We start from the raw sequence: 15,908 nt of genomic DNA on the forward strand, positions 1-15,908 counted from the left end.
CAGCGCGACAGTCGACGCGATCAACACCACGCCGCCGGCACACACCCTCCTTGCCGCTCCGCAATCGCGGAGCGGGTTAGTCCAAGTCAAATTATGGTCAGGTGAGCATATCTTGACGAAAGGCTTCACATAGGATGGCGGGATCAGACGAACGGTGTGCCCGAGCTTGCCGATCTCGCGCGCCCAGTGATGCGCCCCAGAACAGGCCTCCATGGCGACCATGCAGGCCGGCTGCCCAGCGAGAAATGCAAGCACCTTGTCGCGTCGCAGTTGCTTGCGGAAAACAATGGCGCCCGCCGCATCGGCTCCATGCGCCTGAAACACATTCTTCGCTAGGTCCAACCCGATCGTGTTAACTTCCATTGTGGATGTTCCCTCTCTTACGGTGGCTGTCAAACACCACCATTCTGGCACATCAATGCCGTCGAGGGGGGCGTCCACATGGGGTAATCGCGGGAGCGAGTCGCCCTGAAACCAATCATATCCTTGGAAGGTGGCTGTTCCCCGATAAGATGGAAATACGGGCTCACGACCTGACGCCGGGCCCAAGCATCTGATGGAGAACAGCCATGGAAGAATATATCGGTCTCGACGTGTCGATGAAAGAGACAGCGGTGTCGATCCGACGTGAAGGCAAGCGCGTCTGGCGCGGGAAGTGCGCCTCTGATCCAAAGATCATTGCCGAGCTTATCCGCAAGCGGGCGCCAGCCGCCAAACGCGTGGTGTTCGAGACTGGACCCCTTTCCGTCTGGTTCTATCACGCGCTACGCGCGGAAAGGGTGCCAGCGATCTGCATCGATGCTCGCCATGCCAAAGCTGCGCTCGATATGGCGGCGAATAAGACCGACGCGAACGACGCCGACGGTTTGGCGCATCTTGCAGAGGTGGGATTCTTCCGTGAGGTGCGGGTGAAAGGATTTGACAGCATGCTGACCCGCACGCTTGTGGCGGCACGCACCCGGCTGGTCCGGATCACCACCGAACTTTCCAACCAGATTCGTGGAATCATGAAAACGTTCGGGCTGCTCGTTCCTGCAGGTAAGGGAACCACGTTCGAGAAGAACGTTCGGCGCCTTCTTATCGATCACGAGGAACTTGCTCTCATCGTGCTGCCGATGTTGGAGGCCTGGCGCGGCATTCGCATCCGTGCCGCCGAGCTTGGGCGCCAGCTCGTCGCAGATGCACGTCAGAGCCAGGCATGCCGCATGCTCATGTCGATCCCTGGCATCGGCGCCATCACCGCAACCTCATTCGCCACTGCCATTGAAGATCCGGGCAACTTCAAGACGTCCCGATCTGTTGGAGCCTGGATAGGCCTAACGACGCGCCGCTACCAATCCGGAGAAGTCGATTATGACGGCCATATATCCCGACGCGGCGACCGCCATTTGCGAGGGCTTCTCTACGAAGCGGCGTCGGTTATTCTGACGCGTAGCTCAACCGAGAGCGCCCTGCGGACATGGGGTCTCCAGCTCCGGGAGAGGATCGGCTTCAAACGAGCCGCCGTGGCTGTGGCGCGCAAACTGGCGGTGATAATGCATACGATGCTTAAAACCGGCGAGCTCTTTAATCCGAATGCAGGAGCCACAAAGTAAATCCGGATAGCGTTCAGAATCTGAACGCCTGAGGCGTCCCTGCCGGGACGTGAGCCGAGCCATTCCGCTGATGGGGTTGCACCGCTGACTCAGCAAAGTGCGTCGTCCACATTGAAGGCTCGTCCCGCGAAGCTCCATCATGCGGCGACCGATGTTGACCGCGAAGACAACCGTGTACCCGGCCAACGCATCTCCAACCGCGAAGATACTTGACGTCCCCACCGCGATTAGACAACCCCATCACTAGCAGTCCAACCAGGCATCCAGACCCACAGACGCCTTCAACTCCGTGCAGTCCTGTGTTCACGACCACCGGGTTCGGTAACGCCGCGTCCCCAATAAGGCGACAACCGTAGACAAGACTTCGTCGCTAGGTCCGCGCCCGGGATGTCGAAACTCGGGAAGTGCCGCGCCCGATTGCGTAGCGCCATCGCGAACTTCAGTCTTGCTCGCTGTTAGTCGATCGAGAAACAGCTCTCCAAAGCTGACATCATTCCGCTCCATAACCGACAGCCGGTTTGGGTTTAGGCCAAAATTCGATGGGATGAGGCAAGGAGCCTAGAGGCGCATCATTCGCGTCGCGCACAGAATTCCTGACAGTCCCAATGAGCAGTAACAGTAGCGTCCACGCACAGCCCTCGAAACGTCTTGGCACAGGCCTCAAGAGATCCCGCATACTCGCTGTCATTCTGCATCTCATGAAGAGTATCGGGCAGAATTCCGCTCGGCAGGGTACCCGGTAGGACAACGCACCAACGAAGGAGGAGTTGATTTCCGCCGGAAAAGGCGGATCCGGATCTTTCCGTGGGGACGATGGGCAAGGCGATCTCGTTAGCAGGCACGATCGTTCGACGAATTCTCCAAGGTCGTTCAACAGGTTGAGAAGCCTCGCTGTAACCGGGGCAAAACCGGTGGCGCTTGGGCGCGTCGATCTGCTGTTGGGGTTTAGCGAGCGGCGAGGAGAACGGGAAGCGGTAGGATCTTGCTGCCAGGGATGCCGAGGCGGTCGCCGAGATAATCTCAGAAGCTCACACCGAGCCTGTTGCAGGTCTTCATCATGCTGAGCATGGTGTCGCGGGCGGCACGGCCCTGGTCGCTGTGGGTTGCGCCGCTGATCTTGCGCCGGGTCACCACGCTGCGGATATCGTTCTCCGAGCCATTGGTGTGGAGCGGAATGTCCGGGCGTTGGAGGATCTTCAGGAAGCTTTGGCGGTCGGTCCGGATGCGCGCGAGTAGACGGTCGAGGGTCACGAACCTGGTCTTCATGCCGACGATCCGGTCGAACCGGCGGGCCAGTTCCCTGGCTCTTCGGGGCGTGGGATCGAGACACCACGCCTTGATGTCGTTGTAGAGCCACCAGATCCGGCTCTGGGTCAGGGCCTTGGCGCGGCGCTGCGGTTCGGTGAAGCTATCGAGGGCATGGATCTGCCGCTCTATATGCACCCAGCACCGCGCGTGCTCGCCGATTGCGAACTGGCCCGCCCCATCACTGAGGATGCCGGTGCCGTCGAGGGTCTTTGCCTCGGTCAGGCCACCCCACAACGCGCCTTCACTGGCGATGCGGAACGGGTCCAGAGGGCCATCCTTAGGCTCCAGGCCATGGGCGAGCAGATGGGCGTCCCATCACGCCGCGTCCTCGAACCCGGACGGCTCGCGCCCGGCATGCAGAAGATCCGTCGTGATCACCGGCAGCCCGTGCTCCAGCATGTAGGCGCGTGAGGCGGCGTTCAGGACCCACCGGGCCGACCCGCCGTGCAGGAGCTGCAGGAAGTTCAGCCGGCTCTCCGACTTGGTGGTCGTGAATACGGCGAACCGGTCATTGCCGATTTGCGTGCACACGCCATTGACCGCGCCATGGCGGGCCCCGGTGTCGTCGACGCTGATCCAACCGGCCGAAGCGAGCACGGCCGTCAGAACCTGCTTCGCTTCGGCGACGAAGGCGTCGATCTTGCCGGTCAGGATCCGCACGACCTGGCGCTTGGAGATCGACACGCCGAAGTCGCGCAGCAACGCGACGATCCGCTCCACGGTCGATTGACCCTGGTGATAAAACGACAGCACCAGACGCCGAAGCTCCAAACCGAAGTGCCCGTCGACCCCGTCCGGCAGCGGAGCGACGACGATCCGGCCATCCGGCAAACGCCAGCGGTCCCGATGATAGCGGACCACCCGCACCCCGATCGTCAGATCCTGCACCACGAAGCTTGTCCGCCCCAGAAACCGCGAGCCCGGTGGCGGCTCATAACAAAGACGGCGCTCTTCGGTGACGATCACCCGGCTCGAGCCACGCCGCTTCGGACCCGTTGCCGCAGGTGAGCTCCGCTTGGACGACTGCTCCATCCCGCTCGGCTTCAGCGTCGGGCGCGGCGGTAGACCTTTCAGACGCCGGATCTCATCCTTCAGAGCCGCATTCTCGGCGCGAAGGCCGGCGACCTCTGCCCGCAATTGCAGGATCATGTCGAGCAGGTCCGCAGGGCGCAGCGTTCGAGAATCTGGTGGCTCCGCGATGGCCTGACCGAATCACGCCGCCCGCCAAACCGCCACCCACTCTAACCCGATACACCCGAGTCATAACGCCGCGTCCGCCACCGGTTTTGCCCCGGTTACGCCTCGCTCTACTGACCTACATGCGGCGGCCTATGTCGTCCGCGAAGAGAAGCGAATGACCTGCGGGGCGACATCCGAAAAAATATCAGGAGGAGCTTCACCTCAACGACCCAATCCCCAATCAGAGAAGGGTCTTTGGTACTATTTGTATGCCACAACTATGAGGCGCGAGCTATCGGAAGTAAACGCTCCGCCTTCCTGCCCATAAGCTTCAACAGTTTCGAACCCCGCAGTTTGCAACATGCGAACATAGTCGGAAAACCCATACTGTCTGAAGGAAAGGTACGTTCGTCGAACGCATCCATCGCGGACAACAATCCTTTCGACGTTCGAGCGATCGCTTAGCACATCGTCGTTATATACATCAATTCTTACATTGTCGTCACGCCGCGTAACGTAACACATAGGCGACTTATGGCGCAGGAAATAATAGCGATTGGCGTGATCAATTAGCAGACGCCCGCCTTTTCGAAGTGAAGAAGCGGCTTCCCGAAGCACTCTCTCATTGTCCGCATCATCGAAATAGCCAAACGTCGTGAACCACAGAAAAGCCGCATCGAATCGGCCTCGCCAGGGAAGTGTGCGCATGTCGCCCAGAACATACTCAACATTTACTCCACGTTCAGCGGCACCCTCTTCGGCTTCTTTGATCAATACCGGTGACAAATCAAGTCCGGTTACCTGCACTCCTTTTTCCGCCAACCGGTTAGTGATCCGCCCATAACCGCATCCAAGTTCAAGAACTGGGTCACCTTGTCTAAGCGCGAGAAGATCCAAAATTAATTGGGCTTGTCGATCACTTGTCTCCGGCGGATTTATCAGGTCTCCAAAATATAGATAGTCGTCACTGAAGTATGACTCGATATCATGTGAAGACATAGTGTTGGAAATATTGCTATTCATGCGTGTAGCCCTTCCTTCCAATGTCATGCCATTGGGAGTGATATTGGCATTCCCCGTTTGTTGTTTAAAGGAGATATTTGTCAATTTTTCAATACGATTTATTTTTTTTTGCAAAGTCATTGACCTCGCAGCGTTCGAGGTTATCGGGGCCGGTTTGGGCGCGCTCGTAGGCGCGACCCCGCTGGTCGACGATGAAGCTGAACGCGTCCGAAACCAGACATCGCCTGCCGAAATCCCCCAGTCTCTTCCCGTGAGCGTCAGCTTTGATGTCTCAGGGTGGTCACGGCTAACGTGCCCTCCGAGGGGGAGGCCATTCATTGGTGGGCGAACAGCAACCGCAACGTGACGCCTTCCGTCTTGAGCGCTTTGTAAGTGGTCGCCCCATAACTATTGCGATCTTCTATTCGGGGCGGAGGCACTAGCCGTCTTGGGCTGCTTGAACGATGGCTACCGCTTGATGCTTGGCAACAGGCAAGTATGGCCATCATCCGACCATCAGGATGCTATCGCAAGATTAGAAACGCCGAACGATGGCATATCGTCGGTGTTGCCCACGTCTCTGCCCGACGCCGGCCAGGCATATTCTTAGCTTTCAATAGGTTCCAGTTTTGACCGGATTTTGCCGATCGCTTTCATGATCGCGTCGGCGGCTTGCCGGTCCAGCACGATATCGAGGAGGCCTTCAGTTGTCTGGATCGAGAATGCCAAGAGGGCCTTTCTCGTGCGTGACAGTGCTGACATGGATTTCGGTCGGCACGAAAGGCCGTTCCTTTTCCACCCGTTTCATGGTTACTCGCGTCACTGGGCGGCTCCCGGCAATCACGCACAAAGCGCTGTGTCCAAGCAAGCTCAAGCTTATGTTTAGACACGCCCCGTTTCTTGTCTAGGAATGTCACTTCCTTGCCGTGAATTGCCGCCCGTCTTCTCCGGAGCGACTATATCAGCCTCGTCGAGGTCAAGCGGAACCTCCTTGGGTTATCCGTATGTCTCATTTCCGCATCAGGTTGAATTTTCTACGCTGTGACGGTCGCGGATTCAGTGAGGGTCGCTGACATGCCGGTGGCCTCGACCTCAGCGTCTTCCCCCTGCCTGCGTCGTCGCCGCCATCTTCTTGGTCATTACCTTCGTTGCCGCTTTCCAAGACGGCAAGGGCCTTGCGGTCTTCAGCCTTCACCAGCCCCAGCGTCACCTGCAATGTGCCGCCGTGCGCTATCGACACGACACAGCCCGCCAGCGCCATTTCCCGTGGGTCCACGGCTTCCGCCACGTTCTGGATGGCCTCGATGCGACTTTCCAGCGCTTGCAACTTGGCCTCGTCGGCCTCGATTTGCGAGGTCGCTCTCGCATGAGCGTTGATGGCCTCGGCCACCTCGTCGTATTGCACGCCATCGCCGCTAGTTCGGCCTGCTTGGCCTCGGTCGGGTCGCGCCGCACCGCATGGATGCGCCCAAACCCACCGCATGGATGAAGGCATTGTCGGAGCTGATTTCCGCGCATTTCCAGCCCAGGGGCGCTTCCGCCAGTTTCGCTGTCCTCAACTGTCGGGGCGCCGGCCGATCGTGAACCGACCCGCTCTTCTTCGGTAGAGGCGATCTCCGCCATCCGGCTTCGCACCCTCGCGCGGGGCAGCCCGTCCGCTGCTACCGGCACGTCGCCGAAAAATCGGCGCACCGCAGCGCCGTAGCAGGTCTTCCCTCGAAAATTCGGCTGTCATCGCCTTGGCATTTATGTCGACGGTGAATCGCTCCCGGCGGTTGTGCCTCGCGCAATGTCCAGCCAACCATCAATGCGAAATGGCAACGGATTTCCGGCCCATTTCGTCGGAGAGGCTGTCGTCGAGCTGTCAACAAAAAAGCCCCTCTAACTCCGCCTTACACGACTCACAATTGTGAACTTTGTCTGCCAAAAATTAAACATTTTAAGTAAGCAAGCAATAAAAATGTAAACTGGTTTTATATATATTCTCTTGCTGCTACCGTAAATCGGTGTTTATTCCCTTGATAAGGTACTGTTGGACGAGCAACTGAGAGAAAATCCCGACTGTAGTTATGAAAGGAAATCTAGTGTCCGCCGTAGAGGCTGTAAGCGCCGCTCATCTCCGCGACGTAGAACGCATCGGATTCATTGGTACGGGCAGCATGGGGCGACCCATGATCGCGAAACTCCTGGAAACCGGATATCTCGTAGAAGTCTACGACATTGATCCTGCGGCTGGGAGAGACGTGCTGCAAAAGGGAGCCATGTGGCATGACACACCACGCGACGCGGCCCGAGATTGCGACATTCTGATAACCTGTCTGCCCCTGCCACGTGACGTCTTTGACAACATGACGGGCGAGCAAGGCGCTTTGGCGGGAATGCCGTCGGGAAGCGTTTGGATCGACACGTCTACCACCGACTACCACAACACTCTTGAGATCGCCCGTATAGCGGCAGCAATTGGCGTGCATTCGCTAGAAGCGCCGGTGAGCAACTTGTCCCATATGGGCGTCGATTTTGCCAATGTCAGCTTCTTTGTCGGCGGGCCATCGGGCGTCTATAGGCGTTGCCAAAGGGCATTGGAAACCATGGGGGCGGTTTCCTTCCACGTCGGAGATATTGGTCAGGGCCAATCGGTCAAATTACTGACGAACCTGCTCTTTTACACTGCAGCCGTTGCGAGCGGCCACGCGCTCTGCCAAGGCGTGCAAGAGAGCGTTCCAGCCCAGCAGGCGTGGCGCAGTTTTGTCGCCTCGTCCGCAAACTCGGTTGCAATCGAGCAGTTCGTCCCGTTTCTCCTGGATGGCAGCTACGATCGCTCTTGCACTCTGGAGATCACGGTTAAGGATATGGGCTTGACCGTCCAGTTGGCCGACGAACTCGGCGTGGGACTGCCGATCGGGCGCGCGGTCGAAAAGCGCTATAGCCAGGCGGGACGGAAGTTTGACCGGTACGACAGCCATCTGCGCCTGGTCGAACTGGCGGAGGCGGCCTTCGGCGTTCGGCTGCAAGTGCCGGGTTATCGCGCGCCATCCAAGTACGGTGCCGACCCTGCGCATCCGCCAGACCAAGAATTCCTGACCGATCCCGTCGGACGGATCAAACCGAAGCGTGAGCATGTGTTTCCGCTCGACGACGTCCCGCTCAGTGACATCCAGATACAGTTGCTCAAGTCTCTGGTCGACCAGCTCACCGACGTTAATCGCCTGATCCTTGACGAGGCGTTTGATCTTGGGCGCGGCATGGGCCTGAACGATGCCCTGCTCTACGACGTTATCACCTGGAGCGTAGGCGCCTCCGCATGGTCGGACAGCCATGCTCAGCAATACGGCAACGAGGACCTTATTGATCTAAGCGGTGCCATTGCGCCGCCGCTGACGACCGTGCCGCATCTCATCCACCCCTTCACGGAGAAACTGTCATGACCACCCTCGATCAGCAGACAGCACTTGAGCAAGCCGCACGAAAGCGCATCAAGGATTCTCATGCCCTCGACGGCGACGTCGGTCGTTTGGCCCACTTCTATCGCGGTTGGGCCAGTTCCTATGAGTTGGATGTCGGCCGCGACGGGTACTGCGGGCCGAGGATCGTGGCGGAACTGGCGGGTGCCGTGCAGACCGCGTATTTGGCCAATGACCGCGCAGCCATCGCAATCCTGGACGGCGGGTGCGGAACAGGTCTCGTCGGCGTGCAGTTGAAGCGCCTTGGCTTCCAATTGCTCGACGGTTGCGACCTCTCCGAGGAGATGGCCGAACAGGCCCGGAAAACTGGCGTCTACCGCCATGTCCAAGGCGATGTCGACCTTAACGGGCCGCTCTCCGATTACTCCAGCGCGAGCTATGACATCACGGTCTGCTGCGGCGTGTTCACGCTCGGGCACATCGGACCGAACGCACTGCGCGAACTGGCTCGCGTGACGCGCCCGAACGGATTCATCATCGCAAGCACCCGCAAGAGCTATGCGGAGGCCACATCCTTTGAACATGAGGTGCGGCGTCTGCATGATGAAGGCGTGCTTGTGACGGCACAGCGTCTAAACGACGGCAAATATATCGCTGAGGAGGGTGCGCATTACTGGGTTTTCAAAGTGCCCGATAGGGCCTGCGCAGAAACGGAGCAGCATCTATGACCATACTACCGCAAATCTCACTAGCAAAATTGGCCGCCGATACAACGCGACACGAAGAGCGCGAGCGCCTACGCCTGGCCTGCGAGGAATACGGGTTCTTCTACCTCGAGCACGGAATCCCGAAAGAACAGATCGCAGAAGCCATCCAGGCTTCCCGGCGGTTCTTCGCGTTGCCACAGGCGACAAAGGAACGTTTCGGTCACTCCGCCCAAGACGTGTACCCCACTACTGCCCGGGGATACAGTCCGTTGTACGGCGAGGCGCTGCATCCCGAGGCCGGCCCCGATCCGAAGGAAATGTTCGACCTCGGAATCGAGAACGAAGGCGACCGGCGTCCGTTTGCTGGTTGCACACGCGTTCCGGATGACGGGGTGGCTCCTGGTTTCGCGCGAAGCCTGCTTGCTTTGCAGGCTACCATGGTCAACGACGTTGTGCCGAAGCTCGGAATCGCGCTGGCCGACCTGCTCGATATGGAAGAGGACTGGTTCCGACGCCATTTCAGCCCGCCGACGGTCCTGCAACGCGTGATCCGGTATCCATCTACTGGCGGCACGGCCGGAAAGCATACCGACAATGGGTTCTTCACGCTGCTGCTGCAGGAGGAACTCCCCACGCGCTCCTTGCAGGTGTGGTTCGGGGAGCGCTGGGTGCCGGCGCCGAGCTTGCCCGACAGTCTCGTTGTCAATCTGGGCGACATGCTTCAAGCCTTGAGTGATGACCGCTTCAAGAGCACGCCCCATCAAGTCGTGCACGCCGGTCCGGCCGAACGAATTTCGCTTCCCTTCTTTATCTATCCTGACATCGACGCTCGCCTGACTTCCCGGCAAGGAAAGCAAACCTTCAGCGTCGCAGAAGTGATGCTGCGCAACTTTGAATCAATCTGGGAAACCGGGAATGGCGCCGGACGCGCGCGAGAGTTGCAGTAGGTCGTTCAGTTTCTCGAGCTTAGTATGATTACGACGCATCGCTCAAGTTCGGCAGATGCCTACGTGGAACTATTTCGTTGTCCAACGCCCATGGGCGCATCACTGTTCGGGATCATGAGCGCTGCGTATTCCAATGATTTCGGACAGCATCCCGAGACCAAACCGCGTCCGGTTTTTGATCGGAATGCCGTCCGGTAAATCGTCGGAATCCGCGAGCGCTAGATATGTCGCAACATCGCGAGGCTCACACATCTGCATTGACGCCGCCCAGCCGGCCCCGTGGAAGATAGGCGACGTGCCGAAGGATTTCATCGAAGCTATGATCAAGGGGCAAAGCGATCGCGGCTTTGGAGGAGATCACCAACCGTTGGGAAATCCAAACTCAGGCAGAATAGGAGGTGCGTGACAGTTAGAACGCTGTGGAAATGCTGAACGCCCAAAGGGCCGATGGGGTCGGACAAGCGATACTTGAAGCCGCGCCGACCAAATCCGATTAGCGTTTACCTCTTAGAGCCTGACCCGAAACTCGGTTTTGGGGGTGGAAGCGGTTGAGTGGCCCCGTCCGTTGTGATTCGTTTGAGTTGTCTAGACTTGAACGGGATCACGACATGGGTTGGACGGAGACCACCCGCCGGCGATATTGCCGCGCGGGGCAGCGAGATGCAAACGCGTTGACGGACAGGGAATGGGCGTTGATCGAGCCGTTCCTGCCGGGAACGAAGACGACGGGACGACCGCGGACGACAGAACTTCGGGCGGTCGTGGACGCGCTTCTCTACATCGCCTGGACCGGCTGCCAATGGCGGGCATTGCCGGACCGGTTCCCGCCGGTTTCGACGGTTCAACGCTATTTCTATGCCTGGCGGGACAACAGGCTGTGGAAGACCATCAACTTCCACTTGGTGGCTGCGGCACTCCTGGCGCTTGGTCGCGAGGCGAGCCCGAGCGCCGGTGTCATCGACAGCCAATCGGCAAAGACCACGGACGTTGCCGGTTTGCGTGGTTACGACGCCGGCAACAAGGTCAAAGGCCGCAAGCGCCATATCATTACCGACACCGAGGGACACTTGGTCAGGCTGACGGTGCACACGGCCGACATCCAGGACAGGGATGGGGCAGTCGGCGTCATCGTCTCCATTCGACGGCTTTATCCCTGGTTGCGCCATCTGTTCGCCGACGGCGGCTATGCCGGAGAAAAACTGTCGCAGGCTCTGGCCAATCTCGGCATATGGACCATCGAAATCATCAAGCGCTCCGACGCGGCCAAGGGCTTTGAGGTGCTGCCACGACGATGGGTCGTCGAGCGAACTTTCGCCTGGCTGGGACGTTGTCGCCGGCTCGCCAAGGACTTCGAGGCGACGATCGCCAGCGCCGAGGCATGGATCTTCATCGCCTCGATCCGCCTCATGCTTCGCCGCATGGCAGCTCCGCGTCGTGCGTAACCGAGTTTTGAGTCAGGCTCTTGGAGAGTTGGTTGCGCCGAAGCCGCTGGTCGGGACTAGCCAATGCTAGCCTATGCGTTGATGCGGAACATCGATCTACAACACCTCGGTTGATCCTCGCGCAGGCTCCGTAAGCTGTGACCAGAGTTTCACGAACCCAATTTCTCGAGTATTTCTCAATGTCTCCAGCCACGGCACTGGGCATCCTCTCGGCATTAGCGAGGTCCGTTCGGTTGAGGTGGGAAAATCCACTTAGCCGCGTCGCAGACTGCTGGGTGATTCGCCGAAGTGGTCACGAAAACACTTCGAAAAATGCGATGATGAGGCGAAACCGCAAGCGATCGCCACCTGCAGCACGGACATATCGGTTAATTCGATAAGTTGGCGGGCGCGGGCCATTCTGAGCAAAAGATAGTATCGCATCGGCGTCACCTTGAGATGGCGAAGAAAGAGGCGCTCGATTTGCCGGCAAGAAAGGCCCTGCAGTCGAGAAATAGCGCGAATCGTCAACGGTTCATCTACAGTATTTTCCATAGTGCGAATGATGCGGATTAGCTTTTCGCTCGCGCCGCTAAAGCGAAGCCCAAGGGGAGCAGATTGACAGCTTTCCCCCTCGCGCCATCGATCGGCTGTGAGGAATCGGCAGACTGATCGCGCCACATCGGAACCACATCGGTGTTCTACTGAGCTGATCGCGAGATCAAATGCCGCAAATTCACCGGCGCAGGTGACGATTCCGTTCTGCTCGACGAATAGGGCGTCGGTCAGCTTGAGACCTTCGAATGACTCCGAGAAGGCTGCCATCGTGTCCCAGTGGATGGTACAGCGCGTGTCTGACAACAGACCGGCCGCAGCAAAGACCCATGCGCCGGTGCCGAGTCCGTAAAGCCTCACATTGCGACGTGCACAGAAGCGTAAAAGTGACAACAGTGGTGCTGAGGGATAGTGTTCGATTCCCGCGCCCGCGCAAACCACGATGCCATCGGGCAAACGCTCCGATCTCAGAAGCTTGGCTTCCGTAAGACTTGCATCCACGCACACTCGGATCCCACTGGCACATATAACAGGGCTGCCGTCGTCGCTTATCAACCTCCATCGAAACCGCTCGCGTCCGGACAATCTGTTCGCATACCGCAATGGATCGATGAACGACGACATACACAGTTGTGAAAATCCCGGAACAAGGACTATCGAGAACTCCGTGACTCCATCAGCCAAAGGCATGAAGGCCGTGGAATCTAAGTTTCCGCGACCCAATCTCCGCTCGCCAACAAGTCGGTTGTTTATTACGTTCATTCTGTCACCGCTTGACCACAGGACGCCGTCTTATCCTCTAGCGAGAGGAACGACCGCTATCCTTTCCCGCTTCAGCCGCCTGCGAGCGCCTTTTCCAACTCCGGCAGGATGAGGAAGAGATCGCCGACCAGGCCGTAGTCGGCAACCTGGAAGATCGGCGCCTCCTCGTCCTTGTTGATGGCGACGATGACCTTCGAATCCTTCATGCCGGCAAGGTGCTGGATGGCGCCGGAGATGCCGACCGCGATGTAGAGATCGGGAGCGACGACCTTGCCGGTCTGGCCGACCTGCCAGTCGTTGGGCGCATAGCCGGCATCGACCGCGGCGCGCGAAGCACCAACCGCCGCGCCCAGCTTATCGGCAACCGGCAGGATGACCTCCTGGAACTTCTCCGAGGAGCCCAGCGCACGGCCACCCGAAATGATGATCCTGGCCGAGGTCAGTTCCGGACGATCAGTTCCGGAAAGCTTGTTCTCGATAAAGGACGATACACCGGGGTCGGCTGCCGCCGAGATAATCTCGACGGCAGCCGCATTGCCTTGGGAGGCGACGGGAAATGAAGCAGTGCGCACGGTGATGACCTTCTTGGCGTCGGTCGACTGCACGGTCTGGATGGCGTTGCCGGCATAGATCGGACGCTTGAAGGTGTCGGGCGAGACCACTTCGATGATCTCGGAGACCTGCGCGACGTCGAGCAGTGCCGCCACGCGCGGTGCTACATTCTTGCCCGACGAGGTCGCCGGCGCGATGATCGTGTCGTAGGCGCCGGCCAGCGATACAACGAGTGCCGCTGTCGGTTCGGCGAGGCGCTCGGCAAGCTCGTCGGCTTCGGCGAGCAGCACCTTGCTGACGCCCTTCAGCTTGGCGGCGGCGTCGGCAGCGCCCTTGGCGCCCTTGCCGGCAACCAGCACATGCACGTCCGAGCCGATCTGCAGGGCCGCCGACAGCGCCTTGGCGGTCTGGTCGGAAAGGGTGGCGTTGTCGTGTTCAGCGATGAGGAGAATTGCCATTTTGTCTGTTCCTTCCGATCTCAGAGCACGCCGGCTTCGTTCTTGAGCTTGTCGATCAGTTCGGCGACGCTCTTCACCTTGACGCCCGCCTTGCGACCGCTTGGCTCCTCGGTCTTGATTACCTTGAGGCGCGGCTTCACGTCGGCGCCGTAGTCTGCCGGGCTCTTCTCGTCGAGCTTCTTCTTCTTGGCCTTCATGATGTTGGGGAGAGAGGCGTAGCGCGGCTGGTTGAGGCGCAGGTCGGCGGTGATGATCGCCGGCATCTTCAGCTCCACCGTCTGCAGGCCGCCGTCGACCTCGCGGGTCACCCTGGCCTTGTCGCCGTCGAGCACGATCTTGGAGGCGAAGGTGCCCTGTGCCCAGCCAAGCAGAGCCGCCAGCATCTGGCCAGTCTGGTTCGAGTCGTCGTCGATCGCCTGCTTGCCCAGGATGACAAGGCCGGGCTGCTCGGCGTCGACGACGCCCTTAAGCACCTTGGCGACGCCCAGCGGCTCGGTCTGCTCGTCGGTCTTGACCAGGATGGCACGATCGGCGCCCATGGCTAGCGCGGTGCGCAGTGTTTCCTGCGCCTGCTGCGGGCCGATCGACACGACGATGATCTCTTCGGCCTTGCCAGCTTCCTTCAGCCGGATCGCCTCTTCGACCGCGATCTCGTCGAACGGGTTCATCGCCATCTTGACGTTGGCGAGTTCCACCGCCGAACCATCTGCCTTCACACGAACCTTGACGTTCGCATCCACAACCCGCTTCACGGGCACAAGCACTTTCATCGATTTTTCCTTTATTCACCCAGACGCCGCGGCGGCTGTACGAACGTACTGCATGAGGTTGAAGTCGGGTTTTAGAAACAGTTCACGCCGGAGCTCGACACGAGCTCCGAAGAGCCGGCGCGCGGCCATATGCGTTCTTGCGTCATTCATCGTGTCGACGGCCACGGCCAAGCCGTCGCGAAAGTACCAAAACGCCGAAGAGCCCGGCTCTACGGACACCGCCAGGATGTCATCGTAGTCAACCGCCAGACCGGCCGTTTGCAACTTGGTTTCGTATTGGTCGCTCCAAAACCAAGGGACAGGCTCATATGCCACCGGCCTGCCCAAAATGGCATTGGCGACCGCGGCGCCCTGCTCGATGGCGTTTTGTACCGATTCGAGGCGGATTAGCCGGCCGCCAAAAGGAAAAGCGGCACAATCGCCAGCCGCATAGATGTCGGGGGCCGATGTCTCCCCGAATCTGTCGACAACGATGCCATTTTCGACTATCAGGCCGGCTTGCGCGGCGAGCTCAACATTCGCCATGCCACCAATCGCAACCAGCACCAAATCGGCAGGAAGCATCCTCCCGCTTTGCAAAGATACGCTCGAGACTTTGCCCCTGTCGCCGGAAAATCCTGACAGCTGCTCATTGGTTAGGATGGTCGCGCCGTGGCGCACATGGAGTTCTTCTATCGCTTGAGCTGTTGGAGCGCCTGCGACGCGCTTGAGGACCCGGTCAGCCATTTCGACAATGGTGACCGCATTACCCATTCGAACAGCAACCGAAGCAACTTCCAGCCCCACATAACCGCCCCCAACGACGACGATGCGTTTTGCGCTTGCTAACGCGCTCCGAAGGCGATTGGCATCCGCGATGGTCCTCAGGGTCAGGATCCCGTCCAGGCCGTCCGTCATCGCTTCCGGAAGTGTCCGTGCCCGAGAGCCTGTGGTCAAAACGAGCTTGCTATAAGAATAACTTCTGCCGTCAGATGTCCCAACACTTCGGCTGTTGCGATCGACGGTGCTAACGGAACTCCCCCTCTCGACCATAATTCCGGCTTTAGCGTAGAACTCTTGAGGACGAAATTCCAATCGCTCCGCTGTTGTCTCGCCCTTCAGGTAGGCCTTGGACAGCGGAGGCCTTTGGTAAGGCAGCCATGGCTCATCACCAAGCATGGTAACGGCGCCGTCGTAGCCGGAGTCGCGTAACTTTACGGCACACGAGAGCGCAGCCTGCCCCGTGCCGACAATGACAACATTGTCCTGCAT

The 15,908-nt window shown here is 59.2% G+C and carries 14 protein-coding genes and 1 pseudogene; 5 read left to right on the top strand and 10 right to left on the bottom strand.

Annotated elements, in window-relative coordinates; translation table 11 throughout:
* Positions 1 to 363 (bottom strand): annotated as a pseudogene (locus NKI99_RS21720) (hypothetical protein); the annotation flags it as partial.
* Between the two features lie 206 nt (positions 364 to 569).
* Between NKI99_RS21720 and NKI99_RS21725 the strand changes: the two are divergent.
* Positions 570 to 1,595 carry an IS110 family RNA-guided transposase gene (locus tag NKI99_RS21725; RefSeq protein ID WP_352611889.1) on the top strand — a complete coding sequence of 342 codons (1,026 nt, stop codon included), beginning with the start codon at positions 570 to 572 and terminating at the stop codon, positions 1,593 to 1,595.
* 1,020 nt (positions 1,596 to 2,615) lie between these two features.
* On the opposite strand, the gene NKI99_RS21730 is transcribed toward NKI99_RS21725, so the two are convergent.
* The 5 genes from NKI99_RS21730 to NKI99_RS21750 all read right to left on the bottom strand — a co-directional run bounded on the left by NKI99_RS21730 (position 2,616) and on the right by NKI99_RS21750 (position 6,489).
* Positions 2,616 to 3,137 carry an IS66 family transposase gene (locus NKI99_RS21730; RefSeq protein ID WP_352611890.1) on the bottom strand — a complete coding sequence of 174 codons (522 nt, stop codon included), beginning with the start codon at positions 3,135 to 3,137 and terminating at the stop codon, positions 2,616 to 2,618.
* Positions 3,138 to 3,218: 81 nt separating this feature from the next.
* Positions 3,219 to 4,052 (bottom strand): FtsB/FtsL family cell division protein, encoded by an 834-nt coding sequence (locus NKI99_RS21735; RefSeq protein WP_352611891.1) that lies wholly within the window; start codon positions 4,050 to 4,052, stop codon positions 3,219 to 3,221.
* Between the two features lie 291 nt (positions 4,053 to 4,343).
* The gene (locus NKI99_RS21740) at positions 4,344 to 5,225 is read right to left on the bottom strand and encodes a class I SAM-dependent methyltransferase (RefSeq protein ID WP_352611892.1); all 882 of its coding nucleotides are present in this window, start codon (positions 5,223 to 5,225) and stop codon (positions 4,344 to 4,346) included.
* A 465-nt stretch (positions 5,226 to 5,690) separates the two neighbouring features.
* A complete protein-coding gene (locus tag NKI99_RS21745; RefSeq protein WP_352611893.1) occupies positions 5,691 to 5,813 on the bottom strand; it encodes a hypothetical protein in 123 nt (40 codons plus the stop codon).
* 280 nt (positions 5,814 to 6,093) lie between these two features.
* Entirely contained in the window at positions 6,094 to 6,489 is a 396-nt protein-coding gene (locus NKI99_RS21750; RefSeq protein ID WP_352611894.1) for a hypothetical protein, read from the bottom strand.
* Positions 6,490 to 7,153: 664 nt separating this feature from the next.
* On the opposite strand from NKI99_RS21750, the gene NKI99_RS21755 reads away from it, so the two are divergent.
* From NKI99_RS21755 to NKI99_RS21770, 4 genes are all read left to right on the top strand, one after another.
* On the top strand, positions 7,154 to 8,509 hold the full coding sequence (locus NKI99_RS21755) for an NAD(P)-dependent oxidoreductase (protein ID WP_352611895.1): 1,356 nt from the start codon (positions 7,154 to 7,156) through the stop codon (positions 8,507 to 8,509).
* Positions 8,506 to 9,213, top strand: a complete 708-nt coding sequence (locus NKI99_RS21760) for a class I SAM-dependent DNA methyltransferase (protein ID WP_352611896.1) — start codon at positions 8,506 to 8,508, stop codon at positions 9,211 to 9,213. Before NKI99_RS21755 ends, NKI99_RS21760 begins: the two co-directional genes overlap by 4 nt.
* Positions 9,210 to 10,139, top strand: coding sequence for a 2-oxoglutarate and iron-dependent oxygenase domain-containing protein (locus NKI99_RS21765; RefSeq protein ID WP_352611897.1), 930 nt, complete (start codon positions 9,210 to 9,212; stop codon positions 10,137 to 10,139). The genes NKI99_RS21760 and NKI99_RS21765 overlap by 4 nt, the downstream gene beginning before the upstream one ends.
* Positions 10,140 to 10,747: 608 nt before the next feature.
* Positions 10,748 to 11,581, top strand: coding sequence for an IS5 family transposase (locus NKI99_RS21770; RefSeq protein ID WP_352611898.1), 834 nt, complete (start codon positions 10,748 to 10,750; stop codon positions 11,579 to 11,581).
* Between the two features lie 252 nt (positions 11,582 to 11,833).
* On the opposite strand, the gene NKI99_RS21775 is transcribed toward NKI99_RS21770, so the two are convergent.
* From NKI99_RS21775 to NKI99_RS21790, 4 genes are all read right to left on the bottom strand, one after another.
* Complete coding sequence (locus NKI99_RS21775) at positions 11,834 to 12,877, bottom strand: GlxA family transcriptional regulator (RefSeq protein ID WP_352611899.1); 1,044 nt, start codon at positions 12,875 to 12,877, stop codon at positions 11,834 to 11,836.
* Between the two features lie 71 nt (positions 12,878 to 12,948).
* Positions 12,949 to 13,887, bottom strand: a complete 939-nt coding sequence (locus NKI99_RS21780; protein WP_352611900.1) for an electron transfer flavoprotein subunit alpha/FixB family protein — start codon at positions 13,885 to 13,887, stop codon at positions 12,949 to 12,951.
* A gap of 20 nt (positions 13,888 to 13,907) precedes the next feature.
* Positions 13,908 to 14,657, bottom strand: a complete 750-nt coding sequence (locus tag NKI99_RS21785; RefSeq protein WP_352611901.1) for an electron transfer flavoprotein subunit beta/FixA family protein — start codon at positions 14,655 to 14,657, stop codon at positions 13,908 to 13,910.
* A 15-nt stretch (positions 14,658 to 14,672) separates the two neighbouring features.
* Positions 14,673 to 15,908 (bottom strand): NAD(P)/FAD-dependent oxidoreductase, encoded by a 1,236-nt coding sequence (locus tag NKI99_RS21790; protein ID WP_352611902.1) that lies wholly within the window; start codon positions 15,906 to 15,908, stop codon positions 14,673 to 14,675.

It is taken from the genome of Mesorhizobium sp. M0239, assembly GCF_040321815.1.
Taxonomy (GTDB): Bacteria; Pseudomonadota; Alphaproteobacteria; order Rhizobiales; family Rhizobiaceae; genus Mesorhizobium.